We start from the raw sequence: 25795 nt of genomic DNA, 5'->3' as shown, positions 1-25795 counted from the left end.
GCCTTAAAGCGGCGAGAAAAGATCGACGGCCTGCTGGCCGCGCGGAGGCTGCTGCACTTCCATCAGACGGCCGCGGCCACCGTAGGAGATGCGGGCTTCGGCGATCTTGTCGTAGGAGATCTGGTTTTCGGCATTGACGTCCTGCGGCCGAACGATACCGGCGACGTTGAGGATCCGCAGTTCCTGGTTCAGGCGGACTTCCTGGGAGCCCGATATGACGAGGTTGCCGTTTTCGAGAATGCCGGTGACAACGGCGGCGACCAGAAGGGTGAGCTTGTCGGTGCGCTCGATCTTGCCCTTGCCGTCGGTGCTGGTGTCAGAGCCATAGGTCAGGTCGGTCTTGGACTCCGGCGTCCAACCGAAGATCTGGGCGTTGACGTCCCAGTTCATGCCGCTCGAATTCTTGCGGCTGCGGTTGGTCTCGTTATCGAAGGAGCCCTTGTCGTTGATCTGGATGTCGACGGTCAGGATGTCGCCGACGTTGAGCGCGCGCGCATCCTTGAAGAGCGCCGCCTGCGAATCGCTCCACAGCGAATAGCCCTGGGCCACGGCGCGCGGCTGCTTCGGATAAAGCGCCATCTGCGGCGTCTGGCCATAGGCAAGGCCGCTGCCGATCGGGCTCATGGCGGGCGCGCGGCCGATCTCGCTGACTGCCGTCGGAGACTGGCAACCTGCAAGGAGTGCGAGGGCGGCGATCGCGGCCGGGAAACGCATATTCATGAAGGATCCTTCGACGTATTGGGATCGGACGCACTGGCGATGACGCTGGCGATGGCCGCGGCCTTCTTCGGGTCCATCTCGTTCAGGATGAGGCTCGACTGACGCGGCCCGAGCCGCATGATCACGGCAGACGCCACCTCGATCTTCATATCCTGCAGCTGGAGCGCGGCCGAATCCGGCTTCATCTTCTTATAGATCTCGGTGAGGCCGGCTTCCGCCTGCTTGAGGAAATCGTCCCGCCGCTTCAGCCAATCCTGATATTCGGCCTTGCGCTTGTCCATCTCCGCCATGCGGGCGTCGATGTCGGCGCGAAGCTTTTCCAGCTCCTGCTTCTGCAGGAGGTAACGCTGGTCGCGGGCGGGGTCGGCGATGTTGGTGCAGAACTGCTTGACCTCGTCCTGGGAGGTAATGTCACCCGCCGGCGCATGCTCCTGCGCGAAGGCGCCCGGGATCGACAGCAGGACCAGGCCTGCTGCCGGCAGCGCCAGCCGGCGCAGCAATTGCAGGACCGTGATGTCTTTGATGACCTTTATCATTGCAGCACAAGCTCCGCCTGCAGGGCGCCCGCCGACTTGATGCCCTGGAGAATGGCGATAATGCCATCTGGTTTCACGCCGATATTGTTGAGGCCGGCAACCAGCGTCCTGAGATCGGGACCATCGATGATGGCGACGCGCCCGCCGGTCTGCTCAGCCGCGATATCGGTCTGGGGCTGGACCGCGGTCCTGCCGCGCGAGAAGGGTTCGGGCTGGATGATCTGCGGCGTCTCGGTGACCTGAACCGTCAGGGTGCCGTAGCTGACGGCGACCGGCGAGACGCGGACATCGGAGCCGATGACGATCGTTCCGGTGCGCTCGTTGATGACAACCTTGGCCGGCGTGTCGGTTTCGACGATGAGATTTTCGATGTCGGCCATCAACCGGGTGAGATCGGCCGTGCGCGGCTTCTGGATCACCACTTCCTGCGAATCCTTGGCTTCGGCGACCGGGCCGCCGAAACGTGCCGAGGCATAACCGTTGACGATGTCGGCGATGCGGATCGCCGTCGAGAAGTCGGGGTTGCGCAGCTGCAGCACGAGATTGACCGAGTCCTTGAAGCGGGACGGCAATTCGCGTTCGATGATGGCGCCGCCGGGTACGCGGCCGGCGGTGGTCACACCTTCGGTCACGGTCGCGGCCTGACCCTGGGCCTGGAATCCGGTGACGATGGCAGCGCCCTGGGCGACGGCGTAGATCTGGCCGTCGGCGCCGGACAGCGACGTCATGACGAGTGTGCCGCCGCGCAGCGACGTTGCGTCGCCGAGCGAGCTCACCGTCACGTCGATGCGGCTGCCGGGGCTCGCGAAGGGCGGCAGGTTGGCGGTGACCATGACTGCCGCCGTATTCTTGGCATTGGACTGGCCGCCCTGCGTCGAAATGCCGAGATTCTGCAGCATCGCCCGCATCGACTGCTCGGTGAACGGCGAGGCACGGAAGCCGTCACCGGTTCCCTGCAGGCCGACGATCAGGCCATAACCGATCAGCTGGTTGTCGCGGCCGGCCTGAAGGGAGGCGATATCCTTGATGCGGGAGGTTAGCGCCCAGGCGGGCGCGACGTCGGCCAGGCTGATCGCGAGCACCGCGACAAGGGTCAAGAACCGGAAGAACAATTTCATTTTGCCCTCACATGGACCGTGCCGTCCGCGAGCACCGTGCCGCTGACGATGACGCCGGAATCCATATTGCGTGCGCGCACGACCTGGCCGGTCGAGCCGTCTTCAAGCGGCGTGCCGGCAGCTGAGATCGTCATCGCGCCGAGCGAAAAGACCAGGCGGATCGAAGAGCCGCGGGTCACCGTATAGGCTTCGCGAAGTCCCGAAACCGAAATCGTCCGGCCCGGCAGCAGCGTGCGCTTGGAGACCATGCCTTCGACCTGGGAAATGGATTTGGCAAAATCGCCGGCAAGGTTGGGGTTGGTGACCTCGACCTCCTGAAGCTGGCTGGCCGACAATGTGTCGCCGGGGTAGATGATCGTCGTCGGGACCACGGCATAACCCATGCCGGCATCCACCTCCGCGGGCAGGAAAATGCCCGTGACTGCGATCGTGGCTGCCGCCACCCATCCTGAGATGTGTCCTGCCCGGCAAAACATCATGTTTCGGCCCTTCCTTTTACTTCAGGTTCTTGCTGACGATGGAGGCCATTTCATCAGCGGTGGTGATAACCTTGGAATTCATTTCGTAAGCGCGCTGGGCCGAGATCAGCTCGGTGATTTCCTTCACCGGATCGACGTTCGACGATTCCAGATAGCCCTGCTTCATATAGGCGAAACCTTCCTCGTCGGGATTGCCGACGACGGCGTCGCCGGAGGCCGCCGTTTCCTGGAAGAGATTGTCACCGATCGGCTGAAGACCGGCCTCGTTGACGAAATCGGCAAGCGTCAGCTGGCCGAGCACGGTCGCGTCCGTCGCGCCGGGAAGCTTGGCCGAAACCTGGCCGGAGCGGCTGATCGTCAGTTCGGTCGAGCCCGTCGGAATGTTGATGCCGGGAAGGACCTCGTAGCCGTCGATGGTGACGAGCTGGCCCTGGTCGTTCTTGTTGAAGGCGCCGGCGCGGGTATATAGCGTCGTCCCGTCGGTCGACTGGATCTGGAAGAAACCCTTGCCGATCAGCGCCACGTCGAGGTCGTTGCCGGTCTGGGTCAGTTCGCCCTGAAGATGCAGGTTGCGGACCGCCGAGGTCTGGACGCCGAGGCCGATATTGGCGCCCTCGGGAACGACGGCCTGGTTGGCGCGGTTGGCGACACCCTTGGCGCGTTCGGTCTGGTAGAGAAGATCGGAGAATTCGGCGCGGGCGCGCTTGAAACCCGTCGTATTGATGTTGGCGATATTGTTGGCGATGACTTCCAGATTGGTCTGCTGGGCATCCATGCCCGTTGCTGCGATGGCGAGCGCTCTCATGTGTTCGTCCTCAAATCAGTTACATCTGCATCTTGGTGACTTCGAGAAAGGCCGAGACGACCTTGTCGCGGATGGCGATCGCCGTCTGCAGCGTCTGCTCGGCCTGGAGCATGGAATCGACGACTTCACGCGTCGTAGCCGTGCCCTTGATGCCGGCAAAGGACATGCTTTCCGCACCCTTCAGGCTGGTGACCGCGTCGCTCGCCATGTTGCCCATGACGGAGGCGAAGCTCATATTATTGGCCGCGCCTGCGGTGCCCGGCATGGTGGCGGCAGACGACGAGGCGGAATTTTCGGTGTCGACGGCGCCGAGCGCACGGGTCATCGAAAGGTTGCTGACATTCTGGACGCTGCTGATCATTATTATTGGCTCTTCAGGAGATCGATCGTGGATGAGATGAGATCGCGGGTCTGCTTGATAGTCTGCAGATTGGCGTCATAGGAGCGGTTGGCTTCGCGCATGTCGGCCATCTCGACCAGGATGTTGACGTTCGGCAGCTTGACGACGCCCTTCTGGTCCGCAGCCGGATTGCTGGGGTCGAATTCGGTGCTGAAGTCGCCTTCGTCGACACCGACCTTCTTGACGTCGACCGTCTCGACGCCGCTCGTGCGGTCCATCTGCTGGCCGAAAGTGATCGTCTTGCGACGATAGGGGTCGGCACCTGGTGTGTCGCCGGTCGAGCGGGCGTTGGCGATGTTTTCCGAAACGATGCGCAGGCGCGTCGACTGCGCCTCGAGCCCGGAACCGGCGATTTTCATTGCTGCGGAAAGCGGATCCATGGCTTTTACTTCCTGACGGTCATCAGCATCATGCGGTTGAAGGAACTGACCAGCGAGGTGTTCAGATCGTACTGGCGCTTGATATCGCCTGATTTGGAGAGCTCCTCGGCCAGACCGACGGTGTTGCCGGATTCCTGGACGCCGATTTCCTGGTCGAGTGCGGCGTCCTTGACGTCGATATCGCCGCTGGCGCTGAAATCATTGCCGCTGAGATGGGCCGGATTGGTGCGCGCCATGGTGATGTCGGACTTGTCGAGCATGGCGTCGAAGGGGGTGACGTCCTTGGCGTGGAATTTCGGGGTATTGGCATTCGCGATGTTGCCGGCAACAACCTGCTGACGGATCGTCAGCCATTCCGCCTGTCGCGAAGCCAAGTCGAAAAGTTGGATCGGTTGCATGAGACTCTCCGTTTTTACTGTCCCGAACCTAGTGGGGTAATCTTGCGTGGGACTTACGGGAATTCAGGTTTCAGGCGCTCTTCGGGGAGCGCTGCGCGCAAAAAATTAGGAGCCCCGGCCGGTTCGCGGCGGGGCCCCTTTTGCCTCAGACGTTGGCCGACAGGTTTAGTTGTTCTGGTAGGTCTCACCCTTGGAGGTGACGATCATCCACTTGCCCTCGCGCTGTTCGATTGTCGCAAGGCGGCTCTGGTCCGGCAGGATCGATCCGACGCGCACCACATACATGCCGGAGGTATCCTCGATCAGCGCCCGGCCGTTGGAGACGTGCAGCAGGCGGAAGGACGACTTGCCGGGGAAAGGCTGATCCTCCAGGATCGGGCGGCCCTCGCGCTCCTTGCCGAGGTCGGAGACCGTCGCCGTCGTTAGCGGATCGATCGGCGGCGCTTTCTTGTCCGGCTCGTTCTTGTTGACCATGGCAAGCGGCGAGACGCTGAAAACGTTGCGGGCCGGCCAATCCGGAAGTTCGCGCGAATTGTCGCTGGCGGCGACGTTGATGCCGAATTTGTCCTCGTTGAAGAACACATACCAGGGAAAGAAGGCAGAGGCGCCGGCAAGCGCCAGGCCGGCAAAGGTCAGAAACCGATCCAGGCCGGCGGTCTTCCTGCGCAGCTTCGGGGAAGCGATGCGTTCGTCGTCGAATTCAGCCACGTCTATCTCCTCTGGATGGCTCCGCCCTGATTGCCGATACCGGCTGCAGCCTTGAGGGCGCCGGCGAGATCGGCAAAGGCATCGGGCGAGTCGCGATCGCCCGGAGACTGTTTCAGAACGTCGTAAATGATCGGCACCTGCTTGACCGCCATATCGAGATCGGGGTCGGCGCCCTGGCGGTAACCGCCGATCAGGCGCAGGTCGCGGGTTTCCTCGAAGCGGTGGATCAGCACCTTCAGCCGCGACACCAGCTTTTCCTGGTCCGGCGTCCAGGCCTTGCGGGCAAGACGCGAGATCGAGGCGAGCGGATCGATCGGCGGATAACGCCCCTCTTCGGCAAGGCTGCGCTGCAGGACGATATGGCCGTCGAGGATGCCGCGCGTCGAATCGGCAATCGGGTCGTTGTGGTTGTCGCCGTCGACGAGGATCGAGATGATCGCCGTGATAGTGCCGGCGCCCTCGGCGCCGGGACCGGCGCGCTCCAACAGGCGCGGCAGCTCGGTGAAGACGGAGGCCGGGTAACCGCGGGCGATCGGCGGCTCGCCGGAGGCGGTCGCCACTTCGCGGATCGCATGGGCGAAACGCGTGACGCTGTCGACAATGAACAGGACGTTCTCGCCCTTGTCGCGGAAATGCTCGGCGATGGTGACCGCCGTCAGCGGCGCCATCTTGCGCAGCATCGGGCTCTCGTCGCTGGTGGCAACGACGGCGATCGCCTTCTTCATGTTGCTGCCGAGCGTATCCTCGATGAACTCGCGCACCTCGCGGCCGCGTTCGCCGACAAGCGCAATGACGACCTTGTCGAAGGCATCGGCGCGGGCGAGCATGGACAGAAGCGTCGACTTGCCGACGCCGGAGCCGGCGAAGATGCCGAGGCGCTGCCCGAGGCAGAGCGGCGAGAAGATGTCGATGGCGCGCACGCCGGTCTTGAAACCAGCCTCGACACGCTTGCGGGTCATCGAAGGCGGCGCGGTATTGGAGATCGAGCGGCGGTCGAGGCCCTCGGCGATCGGCCCCAGCCCGTCGATCGGCTCGCAGAGCGAGTTGACGGTGCGCCCGCACCAGCCGTCCGACGGTGAAATGCGGAAGGCGCCCTTGCGGATGACCGTGTCGTGGATGCCGATCGGCTCGCCGGGTTCGATCGGGCAGACATAGATCAGATCAGGCTCGACGCGAACGACCTCGCCCAGATGAATGCCGGTCGCCGATTTATGGGCGACGAACTCGCCGAGGCGAACATGGCGGGAGAGGCCGCGAACCGTGTAGTGGCCGGCGGCGATGGTGTGCACGCGACCGCCATGGGCAACGGCGAACTCCGGCGATGCGTATCGGTCGACGAGGCCTGCCAGATGCGCCAGCTTCGGGGAAAGGCCGTCCTCGGACAGTAGCGTGGTGCTCATGCTTAGCGGCTGCCCCCAAGCGTCTGGACGGCTTCCTTGAAGGAATCCTCGCTGTCGCGCATGAGCGACGAGACGCTCTCGAAGGCGCGGTTGACTTCGATCAGCTGAGTGATCTCGCGCATGGCGTTGACGTTGGAATTTTCGAGATAACCCTGCTCGACACCGACATTGAAGCGGTCGACGACGGCGCGCGGCTGGTCGGTGGTCATGATGCCGCTGTTTTCGTAGCGCAGATAACCCTTGCTGATATCGGCCTCGAACAGCCCGAGCGAAGCGACCTGGCGGCCGCCCTGATAGATGATCCCGTCGGTGCCGACGGCCGGCTCGCCGCCTTTGGTGTTGAGCTGGATCGGCGCGCCGCCGGCGTCGAGAACGGGATATCCTCGGATCGAGACCAGTTCGCCGGTATCCTTCAGCGTGAAGCGGCCGTCCCTCGTCAGCACGCGGCCGGCCGGCGTATCGAGCGAAAACCAGGCATCGCCCTTGATGGCGAAATCAAGCATGTTGCCGGTGTGCTGCAGCTCGCCATTGGCCTCGTTCAGATAGTCGTTGCCCTGGGAAACGAAGGCGACCTTGGTGTTCAGCTTGTTCTTGGTCGCCGCCACCATCTCGTCGAACTTCACCTCGGTGGCGCGAAAACCCGTCGTGTTCACGTTCGCCATGTTGTCCGCGATGGTGGTCAGGCGCTTTTCGAGGGCCATCTGCGACGACAGAGAAACATAAAGACCGGATTGCATGTCGGTAGGCTCCAAGCATTGGCGATGAACGGAACGAAAAGCCGGGCGTCGTCTTGTGTGGTTCGGCCGGGATTTCGCTGAGGCGGCATCTCAGAAACGGGTGCGGGTACCCATTCGTCTCCTTTAGACTGACGGCAGATGCTTGCGCGAAGCTGGCACGCGGAAATGCCCTGCGTGCGGCCCGTTCATCAGCCTCACGCAAGGCAGAAACCCTAACCGTCTTAGAGAAAAGTAACGTTCAGATTGGGCTGACGATGAATATCATTATCGGATTTATAGTGACTTGCGGCTGTGTCATCGGCAGCTTCATGGCAATGGGCGGCCACGTGGACGCGCTGTTTCAGCCCTTCGAATTCGTGATCATCGGCGGCGCCGGCCTCGGCAGCTTCATCATGGCGAACCCGATGAAGGTGGTGAAGGATTCCGGCAAGGCGCTCGGCGAGGCCTTTAAGCACGCCGTGCCGAAGGAACGCAATTATCTCGATACGCTCGGCGTGCTCTATTCCTTGATGCGCGACCTGCGAACCAAGTCGCGAAACGAAATCGAAGCCCATATCGACAATCCGGCAGAATCGACGATCTTCCAGTCCGCCCCGACCGTTTTGAAGAACAAGGAACTGACGGCGTTCATCTGCGACTATGTGCGCCTGATCATCATCGGCAATGCCCGCAGCCACGAGATCGAAGCGCTGATGGACGAAGAACTGAACACCATCATGCACGACAAGATGAAGCCCTACTACGCGATCCAGATCATGGGCGATTCTTTCCCGGCAATCGGTATCGTCGCGGCAGTTCTCGGCGTCATCAAGGCGATGGCCCACATCAACGATTCGCCCGAAGTGCTCGGCCACCTGATCGGCTCGGCGCTGGTCGGCACCTTCCTCGGCATTCTCCTGTCTTACTGCGTCTGCTCGCCGCTGGTCTCCCAGATCAAGATCGTCCGCAACAAGCAGCACCGCCTCTACGTCATCGTCAAGCAGACGCTGCTTGCCTACATGAACGGCTCGGTGCCGCAGGTGGCTCTCGAATACGGCCGCAAGACGATCTCGGCTTACGAGCGTCCGTCCATCGATGCGGTCGAACAGGAAATGATGAACCCAGGCGGCGAAAACAAGGCGGCTTAAATGACCATGAGCAATGCTTCGCACGACAAACCGGCGATGGAACCTGCCCTTCTCGCCAAGCTGACCGGCGGGCTCGGCGACAGAGGCAGGGTCGCCAAGATCTGCAGTTCCTTCGGGGAAATCTACAGCGAATTCTTTCCCGACGTCATCAAGAGCGAGACCGGCCTCGACGTGACGGTCAATTATCTCGGCTGCGAGATCGGCTACAAGAATCACCTGGTCGGCGACCTGAGCTCGAACGTCACGCTCGTCGACGTGACGTTGCGCAACTGGTCGCAGAACATCACGATTGCCTGCGGCAACGGTTTCGTCATCACGCTGATGGAGCACCTGCTCGGCGCCACCGCCGATACGATCGAGGAGCCGGCCGACCGGCTGCTGTCGATCATCGAAATGGACCTGGCGGTGATGGTTTTCGACAAGATCGCCAAGGTGCTGCGCTCGGCCGTCAACGCGCCCGGTGGTTTCGAACCGAGCCTTTCGGCCCCGCACGCCCTTGAGATGCGCGCCCGGCCGCCGGAGGATCGCCCGGATGAATTTGCCGCCGCCATCAACATGTCGATCACGCTTGCCGGTATCGTGTCGGAATTTTCGTTGATGGTTCCGCAGACGGCGCTGCTCAAGACCAAGGTGACGCCGCCGAAGCCGAAGCGCCAATCCGGCGGCAGTTCAGCGGAATGGACCGAGCAACTCGGCGACCAGGTCCGCCGCTCGCATGTCACGCTCGAGGCCAAGATCAGGCTGCAGGACCTGACATTGCGCACGATCTCGAAGCTGATGGTCGGCGATGTCATCCCGTTCCGTGACCATGGCGACGTGCGCGTCGAGGTCAGCGCCAACAGCAAGGAATTGTATGTGTGCGAGTTCGGGCGTTCAGGCGAAAACTACATGGTCCGCGTCAAGGATACGATGAACTCGGATGACGAACTCATCCGTCATTTAATGAATTAATCGGTTCTCTGGCCATTGGGCTGCAAAGGCAGTTTGAGGCAAGTTTCAACTGGAATAGTGATTTCATGGCTACGAAGAAAACACAGCAGAACAGCGACCTCTCCCTGGATATGCCGGGCAGCGAAGCGGATCTCGACCAGGCGATCGACGATCTGCGCGGCGTGCTGAAGCAGGATGCCGATGGCGACCTGCCGCAGTTTGGCGACGACCTGCAGAACGACGCCTTCGCAGCAGGAACCGATCTGGCGGCCTTCGGCGGCGAGATTTCGGACAGCCCGTTCGGCGGCGACGATTTCGGAGGCGATTTCGGCGCCGGCAATGCCAGCCCGGCTGCGGGCATGGATTTCGGCGGCAGCTCTTCCTTCGAGGCATCGCCGGCTCCGCTCGGCAGCGCTTTGAATTCGAACTTCGAACTGATCATGGACATCCCGATCGATGTCCAGATCATGCTCGGCACCAGCCGCATGCAGGTCTCCGGCCTGATGAACCTCAATGAAGGGGCGACGATCGCCCTTGACAAGAAAATCGGCGAACCGGTCGAGATCATGGTGAACGGCCGCAGGATTGCCCGCGGCGAGATTACGGTGCTTGATAACGACGACACCCGATTCGGTGTGAAACTGATAGAAGTTTTGAGTACGAAAAAAGCCTGATCCCTGTGTGGGACGGAGAGGTTAGACCATGATGGACTTTGACGATTTCGGCGGCGCGCTAGCCGGGAAACCGTTGACCCAGGCTGAAAAGGCGGCGGCTGTTCTTCTCGCTATGGGAAAGGGCGTCGCCGGCCGGCTGTTGAAATATTTCACCCAGGCCGAACTGCAGACCATTATCTCATCCGCCCAGTCGCTGCGTGCCATTCCACCGGACGAGCTCTTGATGCTCGTCTCCGAATTCGAAGACCTCTTCACCGAGGGCGCCGGACTGATGGACAACGCCAAGGCGATCGAGGCCATTCTGGAAGAAGGCCTGACGCCCGACGAGGTCGACAGCCTGCTCGGCCGCCGCACGGCGTTCCAGGCCTATGAAACCTCGATCTGGGATCGCCTCAGCGAGGCGGAGCCGACATTCGTCGCCCAGTTCCTGCTGCGCGAACATCCGCAGACCGTCGCCTATATTCTTTCGATGATGCCTTCCAACTTCGGCGCCAAGGTGCTGCTGCAGCTTCCCGACAATCGCCGCGCCGACATCATGAACCGAACCGTCAATATGAAGACGGTCAGCCCGAAGGCTGCGCAGATCATCGAGAACCAGGTGATGACGCTGCTTGCCGAGGTCGAGGCAGAGCGCAATGCCGCCGGCTCGACGAAGGTCGCCGATCTCATGAACGAACTTGACAAGCCGCAGGTCGACACGCTGCTCACCTCGCTCGAATCGATCAGCCGCGAATCCGTCAACAAGGTCCGCCCGAAGATCTTCCTGTTCGAGGACCTGATGTACATGCCGCAGCGCAGCCGTGTCATGCTGCTCAACGACATCTCGACGGATGTGCTCACCGTCTCGCTGCGCGGTTCGCCGCCCGAGATCCGCGAATCGGTTCTCTCCGCCATCAGCCCGCGCCAGCGCCGCATGATCGAATCGGATCTGCAGAGCGGCATGGGCGGCGTCAATCCGCGCGAGATCGCCATTGCCCGGCGCGCCGTGGCGCAGGAAGCGATTCGTCTGGCCAACTCAGGCCAGATCCAGCTCAAGGAGAAGGAAGGCGACGCTTCGGCAGCCGCCTAACACTTCGAGACTGTTGACAAATCCGGCATGCCACAAGGCGGCTGTTGATCGCCGCGTCGCAGGCGACTACCCTTCAACCGATAGGCCGCGCTCAAGCTGCGGCCTATTTCTTTGACGGAGGGGCGCGTCTTGGCAGACGATGACAAGGACAGCAAAACAGAAGCCCCGACCGCGAAAAAGCAAACCGATGCCGCCGAGAAAGGCAACGTGCCTTTTTCGCGCGAGCTGTCGATCTTCGCGACCATCCTTGCCACCTACATCTATCTAGTGTTCTTCCTTCCCGACAGCGTCGGGCGCATGGCTGAAACGCTGCGCGACATCTTCGAGCAGCCCGACCAATGGAAGATCGAGACGGGGCCGGATGTGCTTTCGCTGTTTGTCCGGCTCGGCTGGGCAGTTGCGGCGCTTCTGGCGCCCGCCTTCATCCTGTTCATGGTGTTCGGCATCGCCTCCTCCGTCTTCCAGAACCTGCCGACGCCGGTGCTCGAACGCATCCGGCCGCAGGCCTCGCGCATCTCTCCCGCCAAAGGCTGGGAACGGCTCTTCAGCCTGCCGGGCCTCGTCGAGTTCGGAAAATCCCTGTTCAAGGTCGTTGTCGTCGGGGTGATCCTGTTTTTCGTGCTTCGGAGCGAATATTTCAGCTCGATCGACGCGATGTTCTCCGACCCGCAGACGATCCTGGTGCGGATGTCGACGGCGATGCGCAAGATCATCATCGTCGTGCTGATCGCCACCGCGATCGTGGCGATCGTCGACGTCTTCTGGACGCGCCATCACTGGTTCACCGAGCTGAAGATGACGCGGCACGAGATCAAGGAAGAAAACAAGCAGGCGCAGGGCGACCCCTTCGTCAAGGGCCGGCAGCGCTCGCTGATGCGCGACCGCGCGCGTCGGCGCATGATCGCCAATGTGGACCGGGCGACACTCGTTATCGCCAACCCGACGCACTATGCGGTGGCGCTGCGCTACGCGCGTGAAGAAAACGATGCGCCGGTGGTGCTGGCCAAGGGCCAGGACCTCATTGCGCTCAAAATCAGGGAGATTGCCGAGAAAAACGGCATACCGGTGTTCGAGGATCCGCCGCTTGCGCGCTCCATGTTTGCGCAAGTCTCGGTCGATAGTGTCATACCGTCAGTCTTCTATAAGGCCGTTGCGGAGCTGATCCACCGGGTCTACGCCGCAGACGCCAAGAACAAACGGGTAAGATAAGTCGAATGAAAAAATGCCCCCACTCTACCCAGCGTGAAAAAATCCTCGCAGTTGCGATCAGCCCGGTCGCCACGGAACTGCGCCTTCTGGATGCTTCTGACCTTATTTCGCTGCTGCGCTTCGAGTATTACGGCAATCTTTCCGATCTCGTGGCTTCGGCGGCAGAGCTTTTCTTTCATCCGGGCACGGTGAATTTCGGCCTGGGCGGCAACTATACGCTGGAATGGGGCGGCAAGCCCGAAGTCGTTCTCGATCTCGAAATCAAGCCGCGCGGCGTCACCGTCTATGCGCAGCTGACGCTTGCCGAAGACCACGCCGGCATTGAGATCAACCATATCGCGTTCCAGGATCCCTCGGCCGATCCCGATGAAAACACCCGCTTCCTGGAAAAGAGCCTTCGGGAATCGCGCTACAGCGTCAGCCAGGCACCGCGTGCGCTGGCCGGCTGACCTCTCAATCAGGACATCAGAGCTTCGTCAGCTGTTTCGAGGGCATATCCATCCGCTTCAGCTGATGTAGCCGAGCCGGATCGCCTTGGCGATCGCCTGGATGCGATTGACGGAATCGAGCTTGATGGTCGCCGAGCCGAGATAGGCGTTGACGGTGTGCACGGACAGGCCGAGCTTGTCGGCAATCTCTTCGCTGATGCGGCCGTCACCGGCAAGCTGGAGGCAGGCGATCTCGCGTTCGCTGAGGGCTTCGGCGGCCGCCGTGCGGCGTTCGTCGAGCGAGAGCAGATCCATCATGATATGGCAGCAGCGGCCGTGCAGCTCGACGATGGTATCGCTCGACGGATCGATCTCATCGCCGGTGAAAACGATAAAGCCGTTGCCGACGGCGCCGAGCCGCACCGGAAAGGCAAGGCCGGAAAAGGGCACGATACCATCCTGCAGCCGCGTCATGAACGGCGCGAAGTCGGCGGGACCGGGTGCGGCACGGTCGTAACCGCCGGCCCATGAGAGCGGCAATAGCGACTTGTCGATGTGCTCGAGAAGGACATCGCCGTAGGCATCCGTGAAGGCCTTGCCGAAACCGGCATTGGCGGAGCCCCAGTTCTCGAGTTCGCAGACAAGGCGCTGCTTTGCCGGGAGACCCGAGCCGTTGACGCGGAAGATCGCGAAGCCGTGAGCATCGGCGAGCTTCTGCATCGCAATCAGCCGCGGAAAGAGGTCGGACCGGCTGGAAATCCTGTTCACACGAAGCGTGCGCAGCTGTTCGGCGCTGCTCATCGTCCTGGCTGATGGGTGCGCCATGGATCCCCCTATACGAGATTATTGCGGACGGCGAAGGCAATCGCCTCGGAGCGGGTCTTGGTCGCCGTCTTGCGCATCACGCTGGTGATGTAGTTGTTGATGGTATTGCGGGAGATGCCGAGGATCATCGCGATCTCGTCGCTGGTCTTGCCCTCGGCGATCCAGAACAGGCATTCCAGCTCGCGGTCCGTCAATTCGAAATCGCGATCGACCCGCGTGCCGCCGCAGCGCAGGAAACTCGCGACATAACCGGCAAGCAGGCCGACATCCCGCAGGCGCTCCGGCGACAGGATGAACCCCTCGCCGAACAGGAACATCAGGGCCAGCCGCGACCGCCCGACATTGAAGGTCACCGAACAATATTGGCGGCTGGCGCCGTCCGGCACGTCGGCATTGTCAGGCATAAGAGCAAAATTCGGCTGGAAAACCTGCATGCATTTTTCCAGCTCGGTCGAACGGGCATAGCCGCGAACCAGATCATTGGCGATATCCCTGACCAGGTCAAAGGGCCAATCCGACGAAACAATGAAATCGAGGCCGCTTTCCTGGAGGAGATCGCAGCGCGCCAGGAGGTAGTGCGAAGCACCGACATACTCCGTCAGCGCCCGCAAACCGGACTGCAACCTGCCAGTGTTGGCGACACCGTGCAGGCGCTGGAGCAGTTGATCGCGCGGCAACAGATCCGGCACCACAGCGCTCGCGAAATTCGACATTTGCCTCTCGCCTTTGCTCGCCTGAATTACATCCATATCCATTGGCAATGTCCTGCGGCTGAGGAACGATCGAACTCGGTGCAACAGCAATTTTTCTATAAGGGATTCAATTCACGTCTCGCTCGAATCCCATTTCGAATCACCCAAGGGTAAGTCCGCCGATGCAAATCACCATCTCCGACTTCTAGGGATTTACTTCCGCTGCCGCCCATGCACTGATTCGATGATCATTTCCAGCCATCGAGATATGGGAAGGCTAAGGTGATTCTAGCTATGTCGCAACTTCATTCGCGTTTTACGCGAGTCTGGACACTGATAACTCTTCCGCTATAGGAAACGACGCTTGGCGCGGATATGAAAAAGGCCGGTTGCCCGGCCTTTTTTCTTATGCTGCTTCGTCGATCGCCCATTTCCGGAGGATTTTCGCAGCGCGTTCCTCGTTGATCTCGACCATGCGGGAAAGCTTGCGTTCCGGGCCTTCCTTGACGCGGCGGTTGAAGTTGCCGTCGTCGTCGCCGAGGCTGAGCAGATCCTCGGTGCTGTCGAAACCGAAGTCGGATCCGAAGCCGTCCATGAGGGCTCCTCCGGAGGCGCCAGGTGCGGGCGCGAAGTCGGGAAGCTCGAGGCCGGCCGCCTCCGGCGTGGCGTCGCCGAGAACCGAGCTGGAGCCGTTGCCGCTGACGCTGCGGACCAGTGGACGCAGACCCATCCAGACCACCACGAAGGCGACCGCGACGAAGGCCAGCGAGTTGATGATGCCGGCAAGGTTGCGGCTCAGCATGTCCATGACGCGGACACCGCCGGTGGCGTCTTCGAGCAGCTGGTTCTCGAGGAAGTCCATGGCCGTGACGGTGACGACGTCGCCGCGCTTGGCGTCGATGCCGGACGCCGAAGCGACGATCTTCTGCATTTCGGCAAGATAGGCATCGATCTTGGCCTGGTCGGCAGGCTCGCCAACCATCTTGGCAATGCGGCCCTTATTGACCACCACGGCGATCGAGAGCTTCTCGACCTTGTAGCTGTTGCGGGTCGTCGCCGTCGTCCGGCTGTTGATTTCGTAGTTGGTCTGCTCTTCGCGCTTGTCGGACTTGTCCTGCGATTCAGGCCCCGCCGAACCACCGGCCTCGGGAGCCGCCTGCGGAACGTTCTGCTCGACCGTGGTCGCACTGTCGGACTGCTTCTGCTGCGACTGCTGGGCTTCCTTGGTCGAGCGGACCGAGCGTTCGACCTTGGATTCGGGATCGTAGGTGGTTTCCTGGATCTGCTGGGCGTCGGTGTTGAGATCGGCTGTGACGCTGGAGCGGAAGTTGTCCATGCCGAGGAAGGGCGCCAACGCCTTGTCGATGTTAGATTCGACTTCCTGCTGGACGTTCTGGACGATGTTGAGCGAACGGTTCAGCGAACTGTTGCTGGCATCGTCGCCGGACGCGAGCAGCTGACCGGCGGAATCGAGGATCGTCACATCATCGACGTCAAGCCCCGGCACGGCCGAGGCGACGAGGTGGCGGATCGAGGTCGCAGCACTGCGCCCGGTGGTGGCGCTTGCGCGAATCATGACGGAGGCGGTCGGCTTCTGCTCCTGCTTTCGGAAGTTTCCGACCTCCGGCATGACGATATGCACGCGGGCGGCGGTTATGCCCGAGATCGACTGGATGGTGCGGGCGATTTCGCCTTCCAGCGCGCGAACCCGCGTCACCTCCTGCATGAAGGAGGTCAGACCCAGCGAGCCGACATTGTCGAAGAGTTCGTAACCGGCATTGGCGCTGTTCGGCAGCCCGCGTTCGGCAAGCATCAGGCGGGCCTTGCCCGTCATCCCCGCGGGGACGCTGATGCTGGCGCCGTCGGTGCCCACCTGAAAATTGATATTGGCTTCGGCAAGCGCCATGCTGATCTGGTTGAGATCAGGATTGTCCAGACCGACATAGAGCGTCTCCTGTGCCGGCTTGTTGACGAAAAGGGCGGCCGCAAGGACGATTGCGATGGAGACGGCACCGACGCCTCCGAGAATCATCAGGCGTGTTCGGCCAAGGGAACCGAAGTTCTTAAAGATCTGAACTAATTGATTTAACAGATTCATTCTGTTCTCGCGCGATCCGTCAAAGACAAAGCAGGCTTATTGCCTCATCTGACGAATAGTCGCCGAAACTTGTGCGAGCGTTTCGTGAAGGGGCGCAGCCCCTCGAGGACTAGAAGAAATCGAAGTCGCCGGCTGCCTTGCTCAGGGGCTGGGAATGACCGTGGCGGGTGGCGCCGCCCAGCGCCTTCTGCATCTCCGCCAGCTTGACAAGGCTGAGCGCGGTCGCGACGTCGACGGCCCAGCCATGCGGGATTTCGCCGGTGATGGTGTCGATGAACTCGGCAAGGCCGCGCGATTTCTGTACGGCGAGATCGATGCCCTGCATGACCTTCATGGCATCCGGCGAATTGAGGATTTCAGCGCCGCCGAGATCGAGAAGCTGCGGCTCGATGCGCTCGATGAGATAGGCGACATCGTGCAGTTCCGAAACGATGCGCATCAGGATGTCGCTCAACGCTTCAACAGGCGCGGGCGGCTCCATCACCGGATTAAATGTCATATGAAAATCCTCGCCATCAAAAAAATTCGATACTGGTTTCGACGGGCTTCGGCGGAGCGGCGGGGCGCTGCTCGAGAGCGACGGTTCTCTGCGTTTCGGCGCCGGTCAGGGGGTATTGCCGGGCACGACCGGAGACCGGCCAATATTCAAGCTTGCGTCCATGGTCTCCGCCTGTGGAGGAGCCGACCACCGGAATGCCTTCATCCCGCAGGAACTGCATGGCGAAGGCCGCGTTCTGCTCACCGACATTGGAAAATGTCGAGATCGTCTTCGCGCCGCCGAAGATCTTGGCCTCCAGCCGGTCGCGCCGGGCGCCCTGCTTCAGGAGACCGTTGATCAGCAGTTCCATCAGGTGCACGCCGTAACGCGTGGCATCGCCGCCTGACGTCGGCGACGTCGCAGAACCCGGCAGCAAGAAGTGGTTCATGCCGCCGATACCGGCGACAGGGTCTCTGAGGCACGCAGCCACGCACGAACCGAGAATGGTCGAGAGGACCGCATTCGGATCGCTCAGAACCTTGTACTCGCCCTGAATGATGTGCACGCGGCGGGCTGCCCCCTCAGTCATCATTTCAAGGCTCCAAACACAGCTTCGATGGCCGCCTTCATCTTCTCGATCGTGAACGGCTTGGCGAGCACGTTGTTGGCGCCGAGCTGGGCTGCCTTCTGCACCAGTGCGCGGTCGCCCTGGGCGGTGAGGATGATGAAGGCCGCCTTCTTGGTGTTCGGGTTGGTGCGAACGGCCTGAAGGAAGCCGATGCCATCCATCTTCGGCATGTTAAAGTCCGAGATCACCAGGTGGTGCGGCTGCTCGGCCATGATCTTCATGCCCTGCTCGCCGTCGCCTGCGGACGTGATCTGCTTGAAACCGAGCTGGGTCAGCGCGTCGCTGAGCAGCAACCGGCTTGTTACCTGATCGTCGACGATCAGAACTTTGATTTTCTCCGCGATCGACATTTTATTCGGTCCCTTCCTTTCGGGCGGCTGTCATTTTCAATATTTCTTCACCGATGGCAGACAGGGGCAACTGCTGCTCAACGGCGCCAAGTTCATGAGCAACCCTTGGCATTCCGTAAACGACACAGGTTTTTTCGTTCTGGCCGAGTGTTCTGGCGCCCGCGTGGCGCATTTTCAACAGTCCGGCGGCGCCATCGCGGCCCATTCCGGTCAAGATCACGCCGACGGCGTTGCGGCCCGCCAGCTCGGCGACCGAATCGAACAGCACGTCGACCGACGGCCGGTGACCGTTGACCGGCGCCCGGTCGACGAGACGGCAGCACGGCGCCGAGGCGTTGCTGACCTGCAGATGACGCTCGCCGCCCGGCGCGAGATAGATCTTGCCGATTTCGAGGCGGGCGCCATCGGTCGCTTCCTGCACAACCGGCGCGCAGAGGCGGTTCAGGCGTTCGGCGAAGCTCTTGGTAAAAGTCGGCGGCATATGCTGGGTGATGACGGTCGGCGGGCAGTTGGCCGGAAACTTCTGCAGCACGGCGATCAGCGCCTCGACGCCGCCGGTGGACGAACCGATCGCGACGATCTTGCGGCCGACGCGGAAATCGGCGGCGGCGGGCGGAGGTGCCGGGGCGGCAACCGGATGGGAGAACTGGCGCTGCGTGCGTGCGGCTGCCTTGACCTTCTCGGCAAGGTCGCCGAAGGGCCTGAGTTCGCCCGGCACCGGCTTGCCGACGCAGTCGAAGGCGCCGATCTCCAGCGCCGCAAGCGTCGCCTCGGCGCCGCGATGGGTCATGGTGGAAACCATGATGACCGGCATCGGACGCAGGGTCATGATCTTTTCGAGGAAATCGAGACCGTTCATGTTCGGCATCTCGATGTCGAGCGTGACGACGTCGGGGTTCAGCCGCTTGATGGCCTCGCGCGCCTCAAGCGCATCGCCGGCCTGGCCGATGACGTTGACCTCGGGGTCGGAACTCAGGACGGCGGTGATCAGCCCCCGCATCGTCGGTGAGTCGTCAACAACGAGAACTCTTGCCGGAGCGCTCATGCCTTCCTCCCGAGACCTTTGGCCGTATAGCGATAGGTTGTGATGCCGATATTGTCGAAGACGTGCTTCGCCTCGCCCGACACGCGCTCGGAATGGCCGATGTAGAGATGACCGCCCTCCGGCAGCAGGCCGGCGAAACGCTGCCAGATCTTCATCTGCGTCGGCTCGTCGAAATAGATGACGACGTTGCGGCAGAAGATGACGTCGAACTTGCCCTTGAACGGCCATTGCGCCATCAGGTTCAGCTCGTTGTAGGTGATCAGCCGCTTGACGCGGTCGTCGACCTGGAACTTCCGGCGGCCCTGCACTTCGACTTCGCTGAACCATTGCTTGCGCATGGCGGGCGAAACGGTCTCGAGCGCGCTTTCGTCATAGGCGCCGGCCCGGGCGATCGCCAGGATCTTCGGGTCGATGTCGGTTGCCAGGATCTTGAAGTCGTAATCGGCGACATTCGGCATCAGCGACAGCACGGTCAGCGCGATCGAATAGGGCTCCTGCCCGTCGGAGGAGGCGGCCGACCAGATGCGCACCCGACCGCCCGATCTCGCCCGCTGCAAAAGTTCCGGCAGGACATGGTCGCGCAGGTGGTCGAAATGATGGTTTTCGCGAAAGAAGCGGGTAAAATTGGTCGTCAGATGCGACAGCATCTCGCGGCGCGGCGCGGCACCGGCCGGCGAAGCGACGAGGTCGCAATATTCCCGGAAGCCGGACAGGCCGAGATTGCGGATATGCTTCGACAGGCGCGAATAGACGAGCGACGCCTTCGTCTCGTTGAGGAAGATGCCGGCATCCGAATAGATCATCGCGGCGATCTCGGTGAGGTCGCGGCGCGTCAGCGGATATTCTCCGCTCGCCAGGACCTCGTCGGGTCCCTGTCTCTGATCTTTTGCGCCCGTTGCGTTCATGCGGCTTCGCTTTCGGTCTCGGGAAAGAGGGATTCGAGTTCGATCAGGCAGATCATGCGCTTGTCGATGGCAAGGATACCGCGGGCAAATTGACGTTCGAGCTCGGAGGAAATCTCGGGCGTCGGCTGAATGGTTTCGTCGGTCACCGTCAGGATATCGGACACGGCGTCGACCAGCAGGCCGACGACCTTGCGCCGCACCTGGGCGACGATGATGACATGACGGGCAGTCGGATCAGCCGGCTTCATGCCGAGCCGGGCGGCAAGGTCGATGATCGGCAGCACCGCGCCGCGCAGGTTGATGACACCAAGCATATAACCGGGCGAGTGCGGCATCGCGGTCGCCGGGGTCCAGCCCCGGATCTCACGAACCGACATGATGTTCACGCAAAATTCCTGATCCCCGATGCGGAACGCAATCAACTCGCGATCCCCCTCGTTCAGATTTTTTACGGCGTACGACATTCCCTTACCCTACCGCTGCTAACGACATTTCTGCTTTGAGCGACTGGCCGCGCGAGGCGCCGACAACCGCGTCGACATCGAGAATGAGAGCGACGCGCCCGTCACCGAGAATGGTGGCGGCGGCAATGCCCGGCACGTGGGTGTAGTTGGCTTCCAGGCTCTTGATGACCACCTGGCGCTGACCCTGGATGGCATCGACCATCAGGGCGCGTTGGCCGCCGCCTTCGGATTCCACCAGAAGCGCCACGCCTTCGACCGGATTGGCCTGGGTTGCGCGGAAGTTCAGGATGCGGCCGACATCGACCAGCGGGCAGAACGAGTTGCGGATCGAGATCAACCGGTGGTTGGCACCAAAGGAATGGATCGCGGCGGCTTCCGGCTGCAGGGTTTCGACGATCGCGGTCAGCGGCACGACCAGCGTCTGGCCGGCGACAGTGACCACCATGCCGTCGAGGACGGCGAGCGTCAGCGGCAGGCTCATGGTGAAGACCGAGCCGTGGCCCGGCTTCGAGGTGATGTTGATACGGCCGCCGAGCGCCTGGATCGAACGCTTGACGACGTCCATGCCGACGCCGCGGCCGGAGATGTCGGAGATCTTGTCGGCCGTCGAGAAGCCCGGCAGGAAGATCAGGTTGTCGATTTCTTCATCCGAAAGGTTCGAATCGGCGGGGATGAGGTCGTTGTCGATCGCCTTCTGGCGGACCTTCTCGCGGTTGATGCCGGCGCCGTCGTCGGCAAGCTCGATCAGGATGCGTCCCGAACGATGCTTGGCGGTGAGGCGGACCGTGCCTTCGGTGTTCTTGCCGGCGGCAGCGCGCTTTTCCGGCGTCTCGATGCCGTGGTCGACGGCATTGCGGATCATGTGGGTCAGCGGCTCGGCCAGTTTGTCGATGACCGTCTTGTCGACTTCGGTGTTCTCACCTTCGGTGATCAGGCGGATCGACTTGCCGGTCATGTCGGCGATTTCGCGGACAATACGCGACATGCGCTGGAAGACGGGCTTCACCGGCTGCGCGCGGATCGCCATGACAGAGTCCTGGATCTCGCGGGTGAGCTGCTGCAGCTCTTCGAGGCCCATGTTGATCGAGGAGGTGCCGGTCGTATCGTTCTCGATGACGCTCTGCGACAGCATCGCCTGGTTGATGACCAGTTCGCCGACGAGATTGATCAGGCGGTCGACGCGGTCGAGATCGACGCGGATCGTCTGACCGGCGCCGGCGGCATTGTTCTGAGCGGCAGCAGCGCTTGCGGCGGCCGCTGCGGCGGCTGCCGATTCCTTCTTCTCGACGCGGGCGGCGGCTGCGGCCATCTGCGTCACATTGGAGGCGGTCTCGGCAGCGGCAACGGCGGCGGCGGCCTCGGCGGCTGTGCCGGAAGCGTCTTCGGTTGCGCCCGATTCGTCCAGGATCGACAGATCGAAGGGAACCGGCACCATCGGCAGTTCGTCGTTGCTGGTCGCCTCAGCCCTTGCTTCCTCGACCGGCTTCACCGTCAGTTCGCAATCCCATTCAGCGAATTCGAAGACGGTGCGAATGGCGTCCTCGCCCTTGTCCGTCTTGATCGTGACGTTCCAGAAGAAATAAGCGCCTTCCGGATCGAGTTCATCGAGGCCCGGCAGCTCATCGCTATTGCAATAGATGGTCATTTCGCCAAGCCGCGAAAGGTCGCGCAGCAGCAGCGTGGCGTCATTGCCCTTGGAATAGAGTTCATAGCGCGGCTTGAAGATGACTTCATAGGCCGGCATGCCGGAGCTCGCATCGCCCTCGCCGCCGAAATCGTCGAAGGAGAAGGGAACCGGCTGGAAGCCGCTGTCATCCGTCGGTTTGGGAGCGGGTGCGGCGGCGGCCGGAGCAGGCTTTGCTGCCGCCTTCGGCTGAGGCGCCTCGGCCACTGCCGAGGGAGACGGCAATTCGCCATTCGCCAGCGCCTCGAGCTCCTTGACGAGACCGCGGCTGCGGCTTTCATCGACGCTGCCGCCGTCGCGCGCGGCGTTGGTCAGGTCGGCGAGCACGTCGGCCGACTTCAGCATCACCTTCAGGACATCCTGGTTCGGCTCGAGCTTGTTGGAACGAACGCAATCGAGAGTGGTCTCGAAAACATGGGCGAAGGCAACCAGATCATCAAGGCCGAAGGCGCCGGCGCCACCCTTGATCGAATGCACGGCACGGAACACCGCATTGACGGTTTCCGGATCGCGATCGCCATCATTCATTTTCAGAAGACCGGATTCCAGCTCGGCGAGCTGTTCCTCGCACTCCTGGAAAAAGATCTCTTTGATTTCGTTCATATCCATAGGAGCAAATCCTGGGTTTAAGCGGTTACACGCTCAATGGCATCGATCAGCTTGGCCGGGTCGAAAGGCTTGACGATCCAGCCCGTGGCACCGGCCTGGCGGGCGCGGTTCTTCTTTTCCGCGTCGCTTTCGGTGGTCAGGACCAGGATCGGGATCGCCCGATACTTCTCGTTGCGGCGGACACCTTCGATGAAACCGAAACCGTCAAGGCGCGGCATGTTGATGTCGGTAACGATGACGTCAGGATTGGACTCTTCGAGAACCTCGAGACCCTCGACGCCGTCTTCCGCCTGAATCGTCTCGAAGCCGGCATTGTTGAGCGTCACGAGAAGCATGTTTCGGATGGTGCGGGAATCATCCACGGTAAGAACTTTTTTCTTCATTGCCGAATCTCCTTGGCAAGCAGGTGATCAAAATTGACGCCCACCAGCTGCATGGTTTTCTGAAATGCATCGGACACCTTGGAAAAGGTGAATGGCTGCTTGTCCTGCTCCCAAGTCTTCTCGGCGGACATCAGAACCTGGGCGCAAAGAGCACCGATCCTTTCGACGCCGGAAGCGTCTATCGACAGACCGCTGCCCCTGAGGGAGAGGAGTTTATCGCGCAAGGCGGAAGCCTCGTTGAGGTCGAGCACCGCTGTCAAATCCAGCGTCTTGCCACTCTTCTTTGCTACCATCAGCTTTTCCTTGTCCCCTTGTCCCTGGCTCGAGAAGACGAGCTGAGGCAATCATCCGATAGGTTAGTAAACATTCCGCCCACCTCCGACGCTTGCGAAGGGCTGCGGAAGGCTAAAATCATCATTTTCGTATTCGTCCTCGGCCACAGTCAGACGGGCGGCGGCCTCGACGGCGCGCGGCGCCGTCACACGAACCGGCGCCGGGCGTCCGGCATTGGCATTTTCCCGGGCAATGCGGAATTCGCGGATCGTCTGGCCGAGCTCGAGAATGACGGTGTGAAGGTGGTCGGCGCCTTCGGCCGAGCGCTCCGCAAAGCCGGCGCTACCCGCCACCTCGCCGCCCAGGCCCCTGACGTCTGAAGTCACGCTGTCAAGGCTTGCGGCATGTTCGCCGGTCTTCGTGGCGATGCCGGCGATGGCGGCATTGATCTCGGTGACCTGGCGCACGATGCTGCCGATCGAATCCTGCGTGCGGCCAACCATCTGCACGCCGGCGTCGACCTGCGCCTTGGTTGTCGTCACCAGCGTCTTGATCTCGCGGGCGGCTTCGGCCGAACGCTGCGCCAGCGCCCGGACTTCCTGGGCGACGACGGCAAAACCGCGGCCGGAATCGCCGGCGCGGGCGGCCTCGATGCCGGCATTCAGCGCCAGCAGATTGGTCTGGAAGGCGATCTCGTCGATCGCGCCGATGATCTGGCCGATCTTTTCGGCCGACTGCTCGATATCGGCCATGGCGCTGATCGCCCGGCCGACGACCTCACCGCTTTCCTCGACGGCGGCGCGCGTCGAGGCGGCGGCCTGTTCGGCGGCACGGCTGTCGGCGGCGCCGTCGCGAACGCTGCCGGCGATGCCGGCAAGGGCTGTGGCGGAGAGCTGCAGCCGATCGGCCTGGCCGGACGCCGTGCCGGCGAACTGCCTCGACAGGCCGGCAAGCGAACCGGTCGCCGCTTCGGCCTTCAGCGTGCGCTCGGTGATGGAGGTGAACTCCGCCTGGAGACCATCCAATGCGCCGTTCAGCGCGGCGGCAATCGCCGCATGGTCGCCGTCGACGGGTGCGCGCCGCGTCAGGTCGCGGGCGGCAAGGCCTTCGATGACATCGCCGAAGATTCTGACGATCTCGGCCTCGTTGTCGGCGCGCTGATCGGCGAGCGCACGGCTCTGGGCGGCGCGCTGGGCGTTGAAGCGCAGCGAGACGGCGATTTCCACATCGACCATGACGATGCGGATGATCGCCGTCATCAGATCGGAGATTTCGCGGGTGCGGCGCTTGGCGGACGGCAGCAGCGGGCGGCCGGCAATTTCCTCGGCGAGACCGGCAACGACATGCTCCAGCATGACGCCATGGCCGGCGACGTGCCAGCGCGGGTCGAGGCCGATCTTGCTTTCGGTATCGGAGAGAACCTTGATGCGTTCGGCATAGAGGCTGTCGAACCGCGCATCGGTCAGCACGTCCCAATGCGAGGACTGCAGATCATGCAGGCGCTCGACCTGGCGCTCGCTGTCGAAGTTGCGGGCGGCGTCGGGGAAAGCCTGAAATCTGTGGAAGAGATCTCTGAGCCCTGCCTTCAGATGCGCTTCGAGGGCCAGCCGGTTGCGGCGCACCAGCTCGCACTGCTCGGCATCAAGACCGGCAAAGCGCAGGCGGTCGCGCAAGCTGCCTGCTTGCGCTCCACGAGCCTGATCTGATGGCATGTCCTGCCTCAACGCCTGTCCCCAACCACGTTCCGAGCGAATGCCCGGCCAAAAACTTTCGCAGCATCCGGAGAACGCAACGCCTGGAGACGGTCCTCACCACCAGTAACAACCGGCGGGTCGAGCCCCCTGATCAGCTATGTTTCGGAGCTGTCTGAAGAGATGGATACCGGATCAACCGGTACGGCGGGACGGCGTCATGCCTGGTGGGAACGAGTGCATCTTCCCATTCCGACGTGTAACCCAATGTTTATGGTTAATTCCTTGCCTGAAGGTTAATAAGCCTTCCGCATTGCCGGCTTTTGACGCAATTCAAGGCCGCGCCCAGAAAATACTGCTGCGGAGTTGCACGGCTGCTACAAGGCACACGCAAGCTCCGTGTTATAGGCCGATCGATAACCAAGACATGACGTCGACAAGGACAGAGCAATGATTGTTCTCGGATTGGGTGCCTGCTTGATTGCAATGACGCTGCTTGCCGCCGTCGCCCGCCTCGATTTTCTCGCCGCAAACCGCGATATCCGCGGGCTC

Annotated in this window: 30 protein-coding genes; 6 read left to right on the top strand and 24 right to left on the bottom strand. The window is 61.9% G+C overall.

Translation table 11 applies throughout. The features are described 5' to 3' along the window. Nucleotides 1-3: 3 nt before the first annotated feature. The 11 genes from flgH to flgF form a co-directional block, all read right to left on the bottom strand. On the bottom strand, nucleotides 4-720 hold the full coding sequence (flgH, locus tag RLEG4DRAFT_RS36130) for a flagellar basal body L-ring protein FlgH (RefSeq protein ID WP_003556536.1): 717 nt from the start codon (nucleotides 718-720) through the stop codon (nucleotides 4-6). Continuing rightward, complete coding sequence (locus tag RLEG4DRAFT_RS36125; protein WP_003584256.1) at nucleotides 717-1256, bottom strand: MotE family protein; 540 nt, start codon at nucleotides 1254-1256, stop codon at nucleotides 717-719. The genes flgH and RLEG4DRAFT_RS36125 overlap by 4 nt, the downstream gene beginning before the upstream one ends. Beyond that, nucleotides 1253-2374 (bottom strand): flagellar basal body P-ring protein FlgI, encoded by a 1122-nt coding sequence (locus tag RLEG4DRAFT_RS36120; protein ID WP_003570331.1) that lies wholly within the window; start codon nucleotides 2372-2374, stop codon nucleotides 1253-1255. The genes RLEG4DRAFT_RS36125 and RLEG4DRAFT_RS36120 overlap by 4 nt, the downstream gene beginning before the upstream one ends. Then, on the bottom strand, nucleotides 2371-2853 hold the full coding sequence (gene flgA / locus RLEG4DRAFT_RS36115) for a flagellar basal body P-ring formation chaperone FlgA (protein ID WP_003584254.1): 483 nt from the start codon (nucleotides 2851-2853) through the stop codon (nucleotides 2371-2373). The genes RLEG4DRAFT_RS36120 and flgA overlap by 4 nt, the downstream gene beginning before the upstream one ends. A 16-nt stretch (nucleotides 2854-2869) precedes the next feature. Further along, nucleotides 2870-3658, bottom strand: a complete 789-nt coding sequence (gene flgG / locus RLEG4DRAFT_RS36110) for a flagellar basal-body rod protein FlgG (protein ID WP_003570335.1) — start codon at nucleotides 3656-3658, stop codon at nucleotides 2870-2872. Between the two features lie 19 nt (nucleotides 3659-3677). Then, nucleotides 3678-4019 carry a flagellar hook-basal body complex protein FliE gene (locus tag RLEG4DRAFT_RS36105; RefSeq protein ID WP_003570337.1) on the bottom strand — a complete coding sequence of 114 codons (342 nt, stop codon included), beginning with the start codon at nucleotides 4017-4019 and terminating at the stop codon, nucleotides 3678-3680. A gap of 2 nt (nucleotides 4020-4021) precedes the next feature. Then, entirely contained in the window at nucleotides 4022-4438 is a 417-nt protein-coding gene (gene flgC / locus RLEG4DRAFT_RS36100; RefSeq protein WP_003584252.1) for a flagellar basal body rod protein FlgC, read from the bottom strand. A gap of 5 nt (nucleotides 4439-4443) precedes the next feature. Continuing rightward, the gene (gene flgB / locus RLEG4DRAFT_RS36095; protein ID WP_003584250.1) at nucleotides 4444-4836 is read right to left on the bottom strand and encodes a flagellar basal body rod protein FlgB; all 393 of its coding nucleotides are present in this window, start codon (nucleotides 4834-4836) and stop codon (nucleotides 4444-4446) included. Nucleotides 4837-5001: 165 nt separating this feature from the next. Beyond that, entirely contained in the window at nucleotides 5002-5544 is a 543-nt protein-coding gene (locus RLEG4DRAFT_RS36090) for a hypothetical protein (RefSeq protein WP_003584248.1), read from the bottom strand. Nucleotides 5545-5546: 2 nt separating this feature from the next. Then, a complete protein-coding gene (fliI, locus tag RLEG4DRAFT_RS36085) occupies nucleotides 5547-6944 on the bottom strand; it encodes a flagellar protein export ATPase FliI (protein WP_003584247.1) in 1398 nt (465 codons plus the stop codon). Nucleotides 6945-6946: 2 nt separating this feature from the next. Further along, nucleotides 6947-7681, bottom strand: a complete 735-nt coding sequence (gene flgF, locus RLEG4DRAFT_RS36080; RefSeq protein WP_003584245.1) for a flagellar basal-body rod protein FlgF — start codon at nucleotides 7679-7681, stop codon at nucleotides 6947-6949. A 254-nt stretch (nucleotides 7682-7935) separates the two neighbouring features. Here flgF and motA point away from each other — a divergent pair, with 254 nt between their 5' ends. The 6 genes from motA to RLEG4DRAFT_RS36050 all read left to right on the top strand — a co-directional run bounded on the left by motA (nucleotide 7936) and on the right by RLEG4DRAFT_RS36050 (nucleotide 13139). Then, nucleotides 7936-8808, top strand: coding sequence for a flagellar motor stator protein MotA (motA, locus tag RLEG4DRAFT_RS36075; RefSeq protein WP_003584243.1), 873 nt, complete (start codon nucleotides 7936-7938; stop codon nucleotides 8806-8808). Beyond that, on the top strand, nucleotides 8809-9759 hold the full coding sequence (locus RLEG4DRAFT_RS36070; RefSeq protein WP_003584242.1) for a FliM/FliN family flagellar motor switch protein: 951 nt from the start codon (nucleotides 8809-8811) through the stop codon (nucleotides 9757-9759). Nucleotides 9760-9824: 65 nt separating this feature from the next. Beyond that, the gene (fliN, locus tag RLEG4DRAFT_RS36065) at nucleotides 9825-10412 is read left to right on the top strand and encodes a flagellar motor switch protein FliN (RefSeq protein WP_003584241.1); all 588 of its coding nucleotides are present in this window, start codon (nucleotides 9825-9827) and stop codon (nucleotides 10410-10412) included. A gap of 28 nt (nucleotides 10413-10440) precedes the next feature. Then, a complete protein-coding gene (fliG, locus tag RLEG4DRAFT_RS36060; RefSeq protein ID WP_003584240.1) occupies nucleotides 10441-11481 on the top strand; it encodes a flagellar motor switch protein FliG in 1041 nt (346 codons plus the stop codon). Between the two features lie 129 nt (nucleotides 11482-11610). Continuing rightward, nucleotides 11611-12690 (top strand): flagellar biosynthesis protein FlhB, encoded by a 1080-nt coding sequence (flhB, locus tag RLEG4DRAFT_RS36055; protein ID WP_003584239.1) that lies wholly within the window; start codon nucleotides 11611-11613, stop codon nucleotides 12688-12690. Between the two features lie 5 nt (nucleotides 12691-12695). Beyond that, nucleotides 12696-13139 (top strand): hypothetical protein, encoded by a 444-nt coding sequence (locus RLEG4DRAFT_RS36050; protein ID WP_003584238.1) that lies wholly within the window; start codon nucleotides 12696-12698, stop codon nucleotides 13137-13139. Between the two features lie 57 nt (nucleotides 13140-13196). On the opposite strand, the gene visR is transcribed toward RLEG4DRAFT_RS36050, so the two are convergent. From visR to RLEG4DRAFT_RS35985, 13 genes are all read right to left on the bottom strand, one after another. After that, nucleotides 13197-13943, bottom strand: a complete 747-nt coding sequence (gene visR, locus RLEG4DRAFT_RS36045) for a transcriptional regulator VisR (protein ID WP_003584237.1) — start codon at nucleotides 13941-13943, stop codon at nucleotides 13197-13199. Between the two features lie 8 nt (nucleotides 13944-13951). After that, entirely contained in the window at nucleotides 13952-14698 is a 747-nt protein-coding gene (gene visN, locus RLEG4DRAFT_RS36040; protein WP_003584236.1) for a transcriptional regulator VisN, read from the bottom strand. A 343-nt stretch (nucleotides 14699-15041) separates the two neighbouring features. Continuing rightward, entirely contained in the window at nucleotides 15042-16733 is a 1692-nt protein-coding gene (gene fliF / locus RLEG4DRAFT_RS36035; RefSeq protein WP_003584235.1) for a flagellar basal-body MS-ring/collar protein FliF, read from the bottom strand. A gap of 109 nt (nucleotides 16734-16842) precedes the next feature. Beyond that, entirely contained in the window at nucleotides 16843-17232 is a 390-nt protein-coding gene (gene cheT / locus RLEG4DRAFT_RS36030) for a chemotaxis protein CheT (RefSeq protein ID WP_003584234.1), read from the bottom strand. A gap of 16 nt (nucleotides 17233-17248) precedes the next feature. Then, nucleotides 17249-17803 carry a chemoreceptor glutamine deamidase CheD gene (gene cheD, locus RLEG4DRAFT_RS36025; protein WP_003570356.1) on the bottom strand — a complete coding sequence of 185 codons (555 nt, stop codon included), beginning with the start codon at nucleotides 17801-17803 and terminating at the stop codon, nucleotides 17249-17251. Further along, entirely contained in the window at nucleotides 17800-18189 is a 390-nt protein-coding gene (locus tag RLEG4DRAFT_RS36020) for a response regulator (protein WP_003556488.1), read from the bottom strand. The genes cheD and RLEG4DRAFT_RS36020 overlap by 4 nt, the downstream gene beginning before the upstream one ends. Before the next feature lies 1 nt (nucleotide 18190). Beyond that, complete coding sequence (gene cheB / locus RLEG4DRAFT_RS36015) at nucleotides 18191-19234, bottom strand: protein-glutamate O-methylesterase CheB (protein ID WP_003584232.1); 1044 nt, start codon at nucleotides 19232-19234, stop codon at nucleotides 18191-18193. After that, nucleotides 19231-20139, bottom strand: a complete 909-nt coding sequence (gene cheR / locus RLEG4DRAFT_RS36010) for a protein-glutamate O-methyltransferase CheR (protein WP_003584230.1) — start codon at nucleotides 20137-20139, stop codon at nucleotides 19231-19233. Before cheR ends, cheB begins: the two co-directional genes overlap by 4 nt. Continuing rightward, nucleotides 20136-20603, bottom strand: a complete 468-nt coding sequence (locus tag RLEG4DRAFT_RS36005; RefSeq protein ID WP_003570359.1) for a chemotaxis protein CheW — start codon at nucleotides 20601-20603, stop codon at nucleotides 20136-20138. The genes cheR and RLEG4DRAFT_RS36005 overlap by 4 nt, the downstream gene beginning before the upstream one ends. 4 nt (nucleotides 20604-20607) lie before the next feature. Continuing rightward, nucleotides 20608-22896: a chemotaxis protein CheA gene (locus RLEG4DRAFT_RS36000; protein WP_003584229.1), complete on the bottom strand. Its 2289-nt coding sequence runs from the start codon at nucleotides 22894-22896 to the stop codon at nucleotides 20608-20610. Nucleotides 22897-22913: 17 nt separating this feature from the next. Next, nucleotides 22914-23279, bottom strand: coding sequence for a chemotaxis response regulator CheY1 (cheY1, locus tag RLEG4DRAFT_RS35995; protein WP_003570362.1), 366 nt, complete (start codon nucleotides 23277-23279; stop codon nucleotides 22914-22916). After that, the gene (locus RLEG4DRAFT_RS35990; RefSeq protein ID WP_003584227.1) at nucleotides 23276-23572 is read right to left on the bottom strand and encodes an STAS domain-containing protein; all 297 of its coding nucleotides are present in this window, start codon (nucleotides 23570-23572) and stop codon (nucleotides 23276-23278) included. Before RLEG4DRAFT_RS35990 ends, cheY1 begins: the two co-directional genes overlap by 4 nt. Nucleotides 23573-23635: 63 nt before the next feature. Beyond that, a complete protein-coding gene (locus tag RLEG4DRAFT_RS35985) occupies nucleotides 23636-25264 on the bottom strand; it encodes a globin-coupled sensor protein (protein WP_003584226.1) in 1629 nt (542 codons plus the stop codon). Nucleotides 25265-25795: the final 531 nt, after the last annotated feature.

The organism is Rhizobium leguminosarum bv. trifolii WSM2297 (assembly GCF_000271845.1).
The sequence above is the reverse complement of the archived record's forward strand: the minus strand, read 5'-3'. Positions and strand labels throughout refer to the sequence as shown.

What these genes read in the sequence shown, in the direction of transcription:
- flgH (WP_003556536.1), bottom strand. Translation starts at nt 720, where the DNA reads ATGAATATGCGTTTCCCGGCCGCGATCGCCGCCCTCGCACTCCTTGCA.
- RLEG4DRAFT_RS36125 (WP_003584256.1), bottom strand. Translation starts at nt 1,256, where the DNA reads ATGATAAAGGTCATCAAAGACATCACGGTCCTGCAATTGCTGCGCCGG.
- RLEG4DRAFT_RS36120 (WP_003570331.1), bottom strand. Translation starts at nt 2,374, where the DNA reads ATGAAATTGTTCTTCCGGTTCTTGACCCTTGTCGCGGTGCTCGCGATC.
- flgA (WP_003584254.1), bottom strand. Translation starts at nt 2,853, where the DNA reads ATGATGTTTTGCCGGGCAGGACACATCTCAGGATGGGTGGCGGCAGCC.
- flgG (WP_003570335.1), bottom strand. Translation starts at nt 3,658, where the DNA reads ATGAGAGCGCTCGCCATCGCAGCAACGGGCATGGATGCCCAGCAGACC.
- RLEG4DRAFT_RS36105 (WP_003570337.1), bottom strand. Translation starts at nt 4,019, where the DNA reads ATGATCAGCAGCGTCCAGAATGTCAGCAACCTTTCGATGACCCGTGCG.
- flgC (WP_003584252.1), bottom strand. Translation starts at nt 4,438, where the DNA reads ATGGATCCGCTTTCCGCAGCAATGAAAATCGCCGGTTCCGGGCTCGAG.
- flgB (WP_003584250.1), bottom strand. Translation starts at nt 4,836, where the DNA reads ATGCAACCGATCCAACTTTTCGACTTGGCTTCGCGACAGGCGGAATGG.
- fliI (WP_003584247.1), bottom strand. Translation starts at nt 6,944, where the DNA reads ATGAGCACCACGCTACTGTCCGAGGACGGCCTTTCCCCGAAGCTGGCG.
- flgF (WP_003584245.1), bottom strand. Translation starts at nt 7,681, where the DNA reads ATGCAATCCGGTCTTTATGTTTCTCTGTCGTCGCAGATGGCCCTCGAA.
- motA (WP_003584243.1), top strand. Translation starts at nt 7,936, where the DNA reads ATGAATATCATTATCGGATTTATAGTGACTTGCGGCTGTGTCATCGGC.
- RLEG4DRAFT_RS36070 (WP_003584242.1), top strand. Translation starts at nt 8,809, where the DNA reads ATGACCATGAGCAATGCTTCGCACGACAAACCGGCGATGGAACCTGCC.
- fliN (WP_003584241.1), top strand. Translation starts at nt 9,825, where the DNA reads ATGGCTACGAAGAAAACACAGCAGAACAGCGACCTCTCCCTGGATATG.
- fliG (WP_003584240.1), top strand. Translation starts at nt 10,441, where the DNA reads ATGATGGACTTTGACGATTTCGGCGGCGCGCTAGCCGGGAAACCGTTG.
- RLEG4DRAFT_RS36050 (WP_003584238.1), top strand. Translation starts at nt 12,696, where the DNA reads ATGAAAAAATGCCCCCACTCTACCCAGCGTGAAAAAATCCTCGCAGTT.
- visR (WP_003584237.1), bottom strand. Translation starts at nt 13,943, where the DNA reads ATGGCGCACCCATCAGCCAGGACGATGAGCAGCGCCGAACAGCTGCGC.
- visN (WP_003584236.1), bottom strand. Translation starts at nt 14,698, where the DNA reads ATGGATATGGATGTAATTCAGGCGAGCAAAGGCGAGAGGCAAATGTCG.
- fliF (WP_003584235.1), bottom strand. Translation starts at nt 16,733, where the DNA reads ATGAATCTGTTAAATCAATTAGTTCAGATCTTTAAGAACTTCGGTTCC.
- cheT (WP_003584234.1), bottom strand. Translation starts at nt 17,232, where the DNA reads ATGACATTTAATCCGGTGATGGAGCCGCCCGCGCCTGTTGAAGCGTTG.
- cheD (WP_003570356.1), bottom strand. Translation starts at nt 17,803, where the DNA reads ATGATGACTGAGGGGGCAGCCCGCCGCGTGCACATCATTCAGGGCGAG.
- RLEG4DRAFT_RS36020 (WP_003556488.1), bottom strand. Translation starts at nt 18,189, where the DNA reads ATGTCGATCGCGGAGAAAATCAAAGTTCTGATCGTCGACGATCAGGTA.
- cheB (WP_003584232.1), bottom strand. Translation starts at nt 19,234, where the DNA reads ATGAGCGCTCCGGCAAGAGTTCTCGTTGTTGACGACTCACCGACGATG.
- cheR (WP_003584230.1), bottom strand. Translation starts at nt 20,139, where the DNA reads ATGAACGCAACGGGCGCAAAAGATCAGAGACAGGGACCCGACGAGGTC.
- RLEG4DRAFT_RS36005 (WP_003570359.1), bottom strand. Translation starts at nt 20,603, where the DNA reads ATGTCGTACGCCGTAAAAAATCTGAACGAGGGGGATCGCGAGTTGATT.
- RLEG4DRAFT_RS36000 (WP_003584229.1), bottom strand. Translation starts at nt 22,896, where the DNA reads ATGGATATGAACGAAATCAAAGAGATCTTTTTCCAGGAGTGCGAGGAA.
- cheY1 (WP_003570362.1), bottom strand. Translation starts at nt 23,279, where the DNA reads ATGAAGAAAAAAGTTCTTACCGTGGATGATTCCCGCACCATCCGAAAC.
- RLEG4DRAFT_RS35990 (WP_003584227.1), bottom strand. Translation starts at nt 23,572, where the DNA reads ATGGTAGCAAAGAAGAGTGGCAAGACGCTGGATTTGACAGCGGTGCTC.
- RLEG4DRAFT_RS35985 (WP_003584226.1), bottom strand. Translation starts at nt 25,264, where the DNA reads ATGCCATCAGATCAGGCTCGTGGAGCGCAAGCAGGCAGCTTGCGCGAC.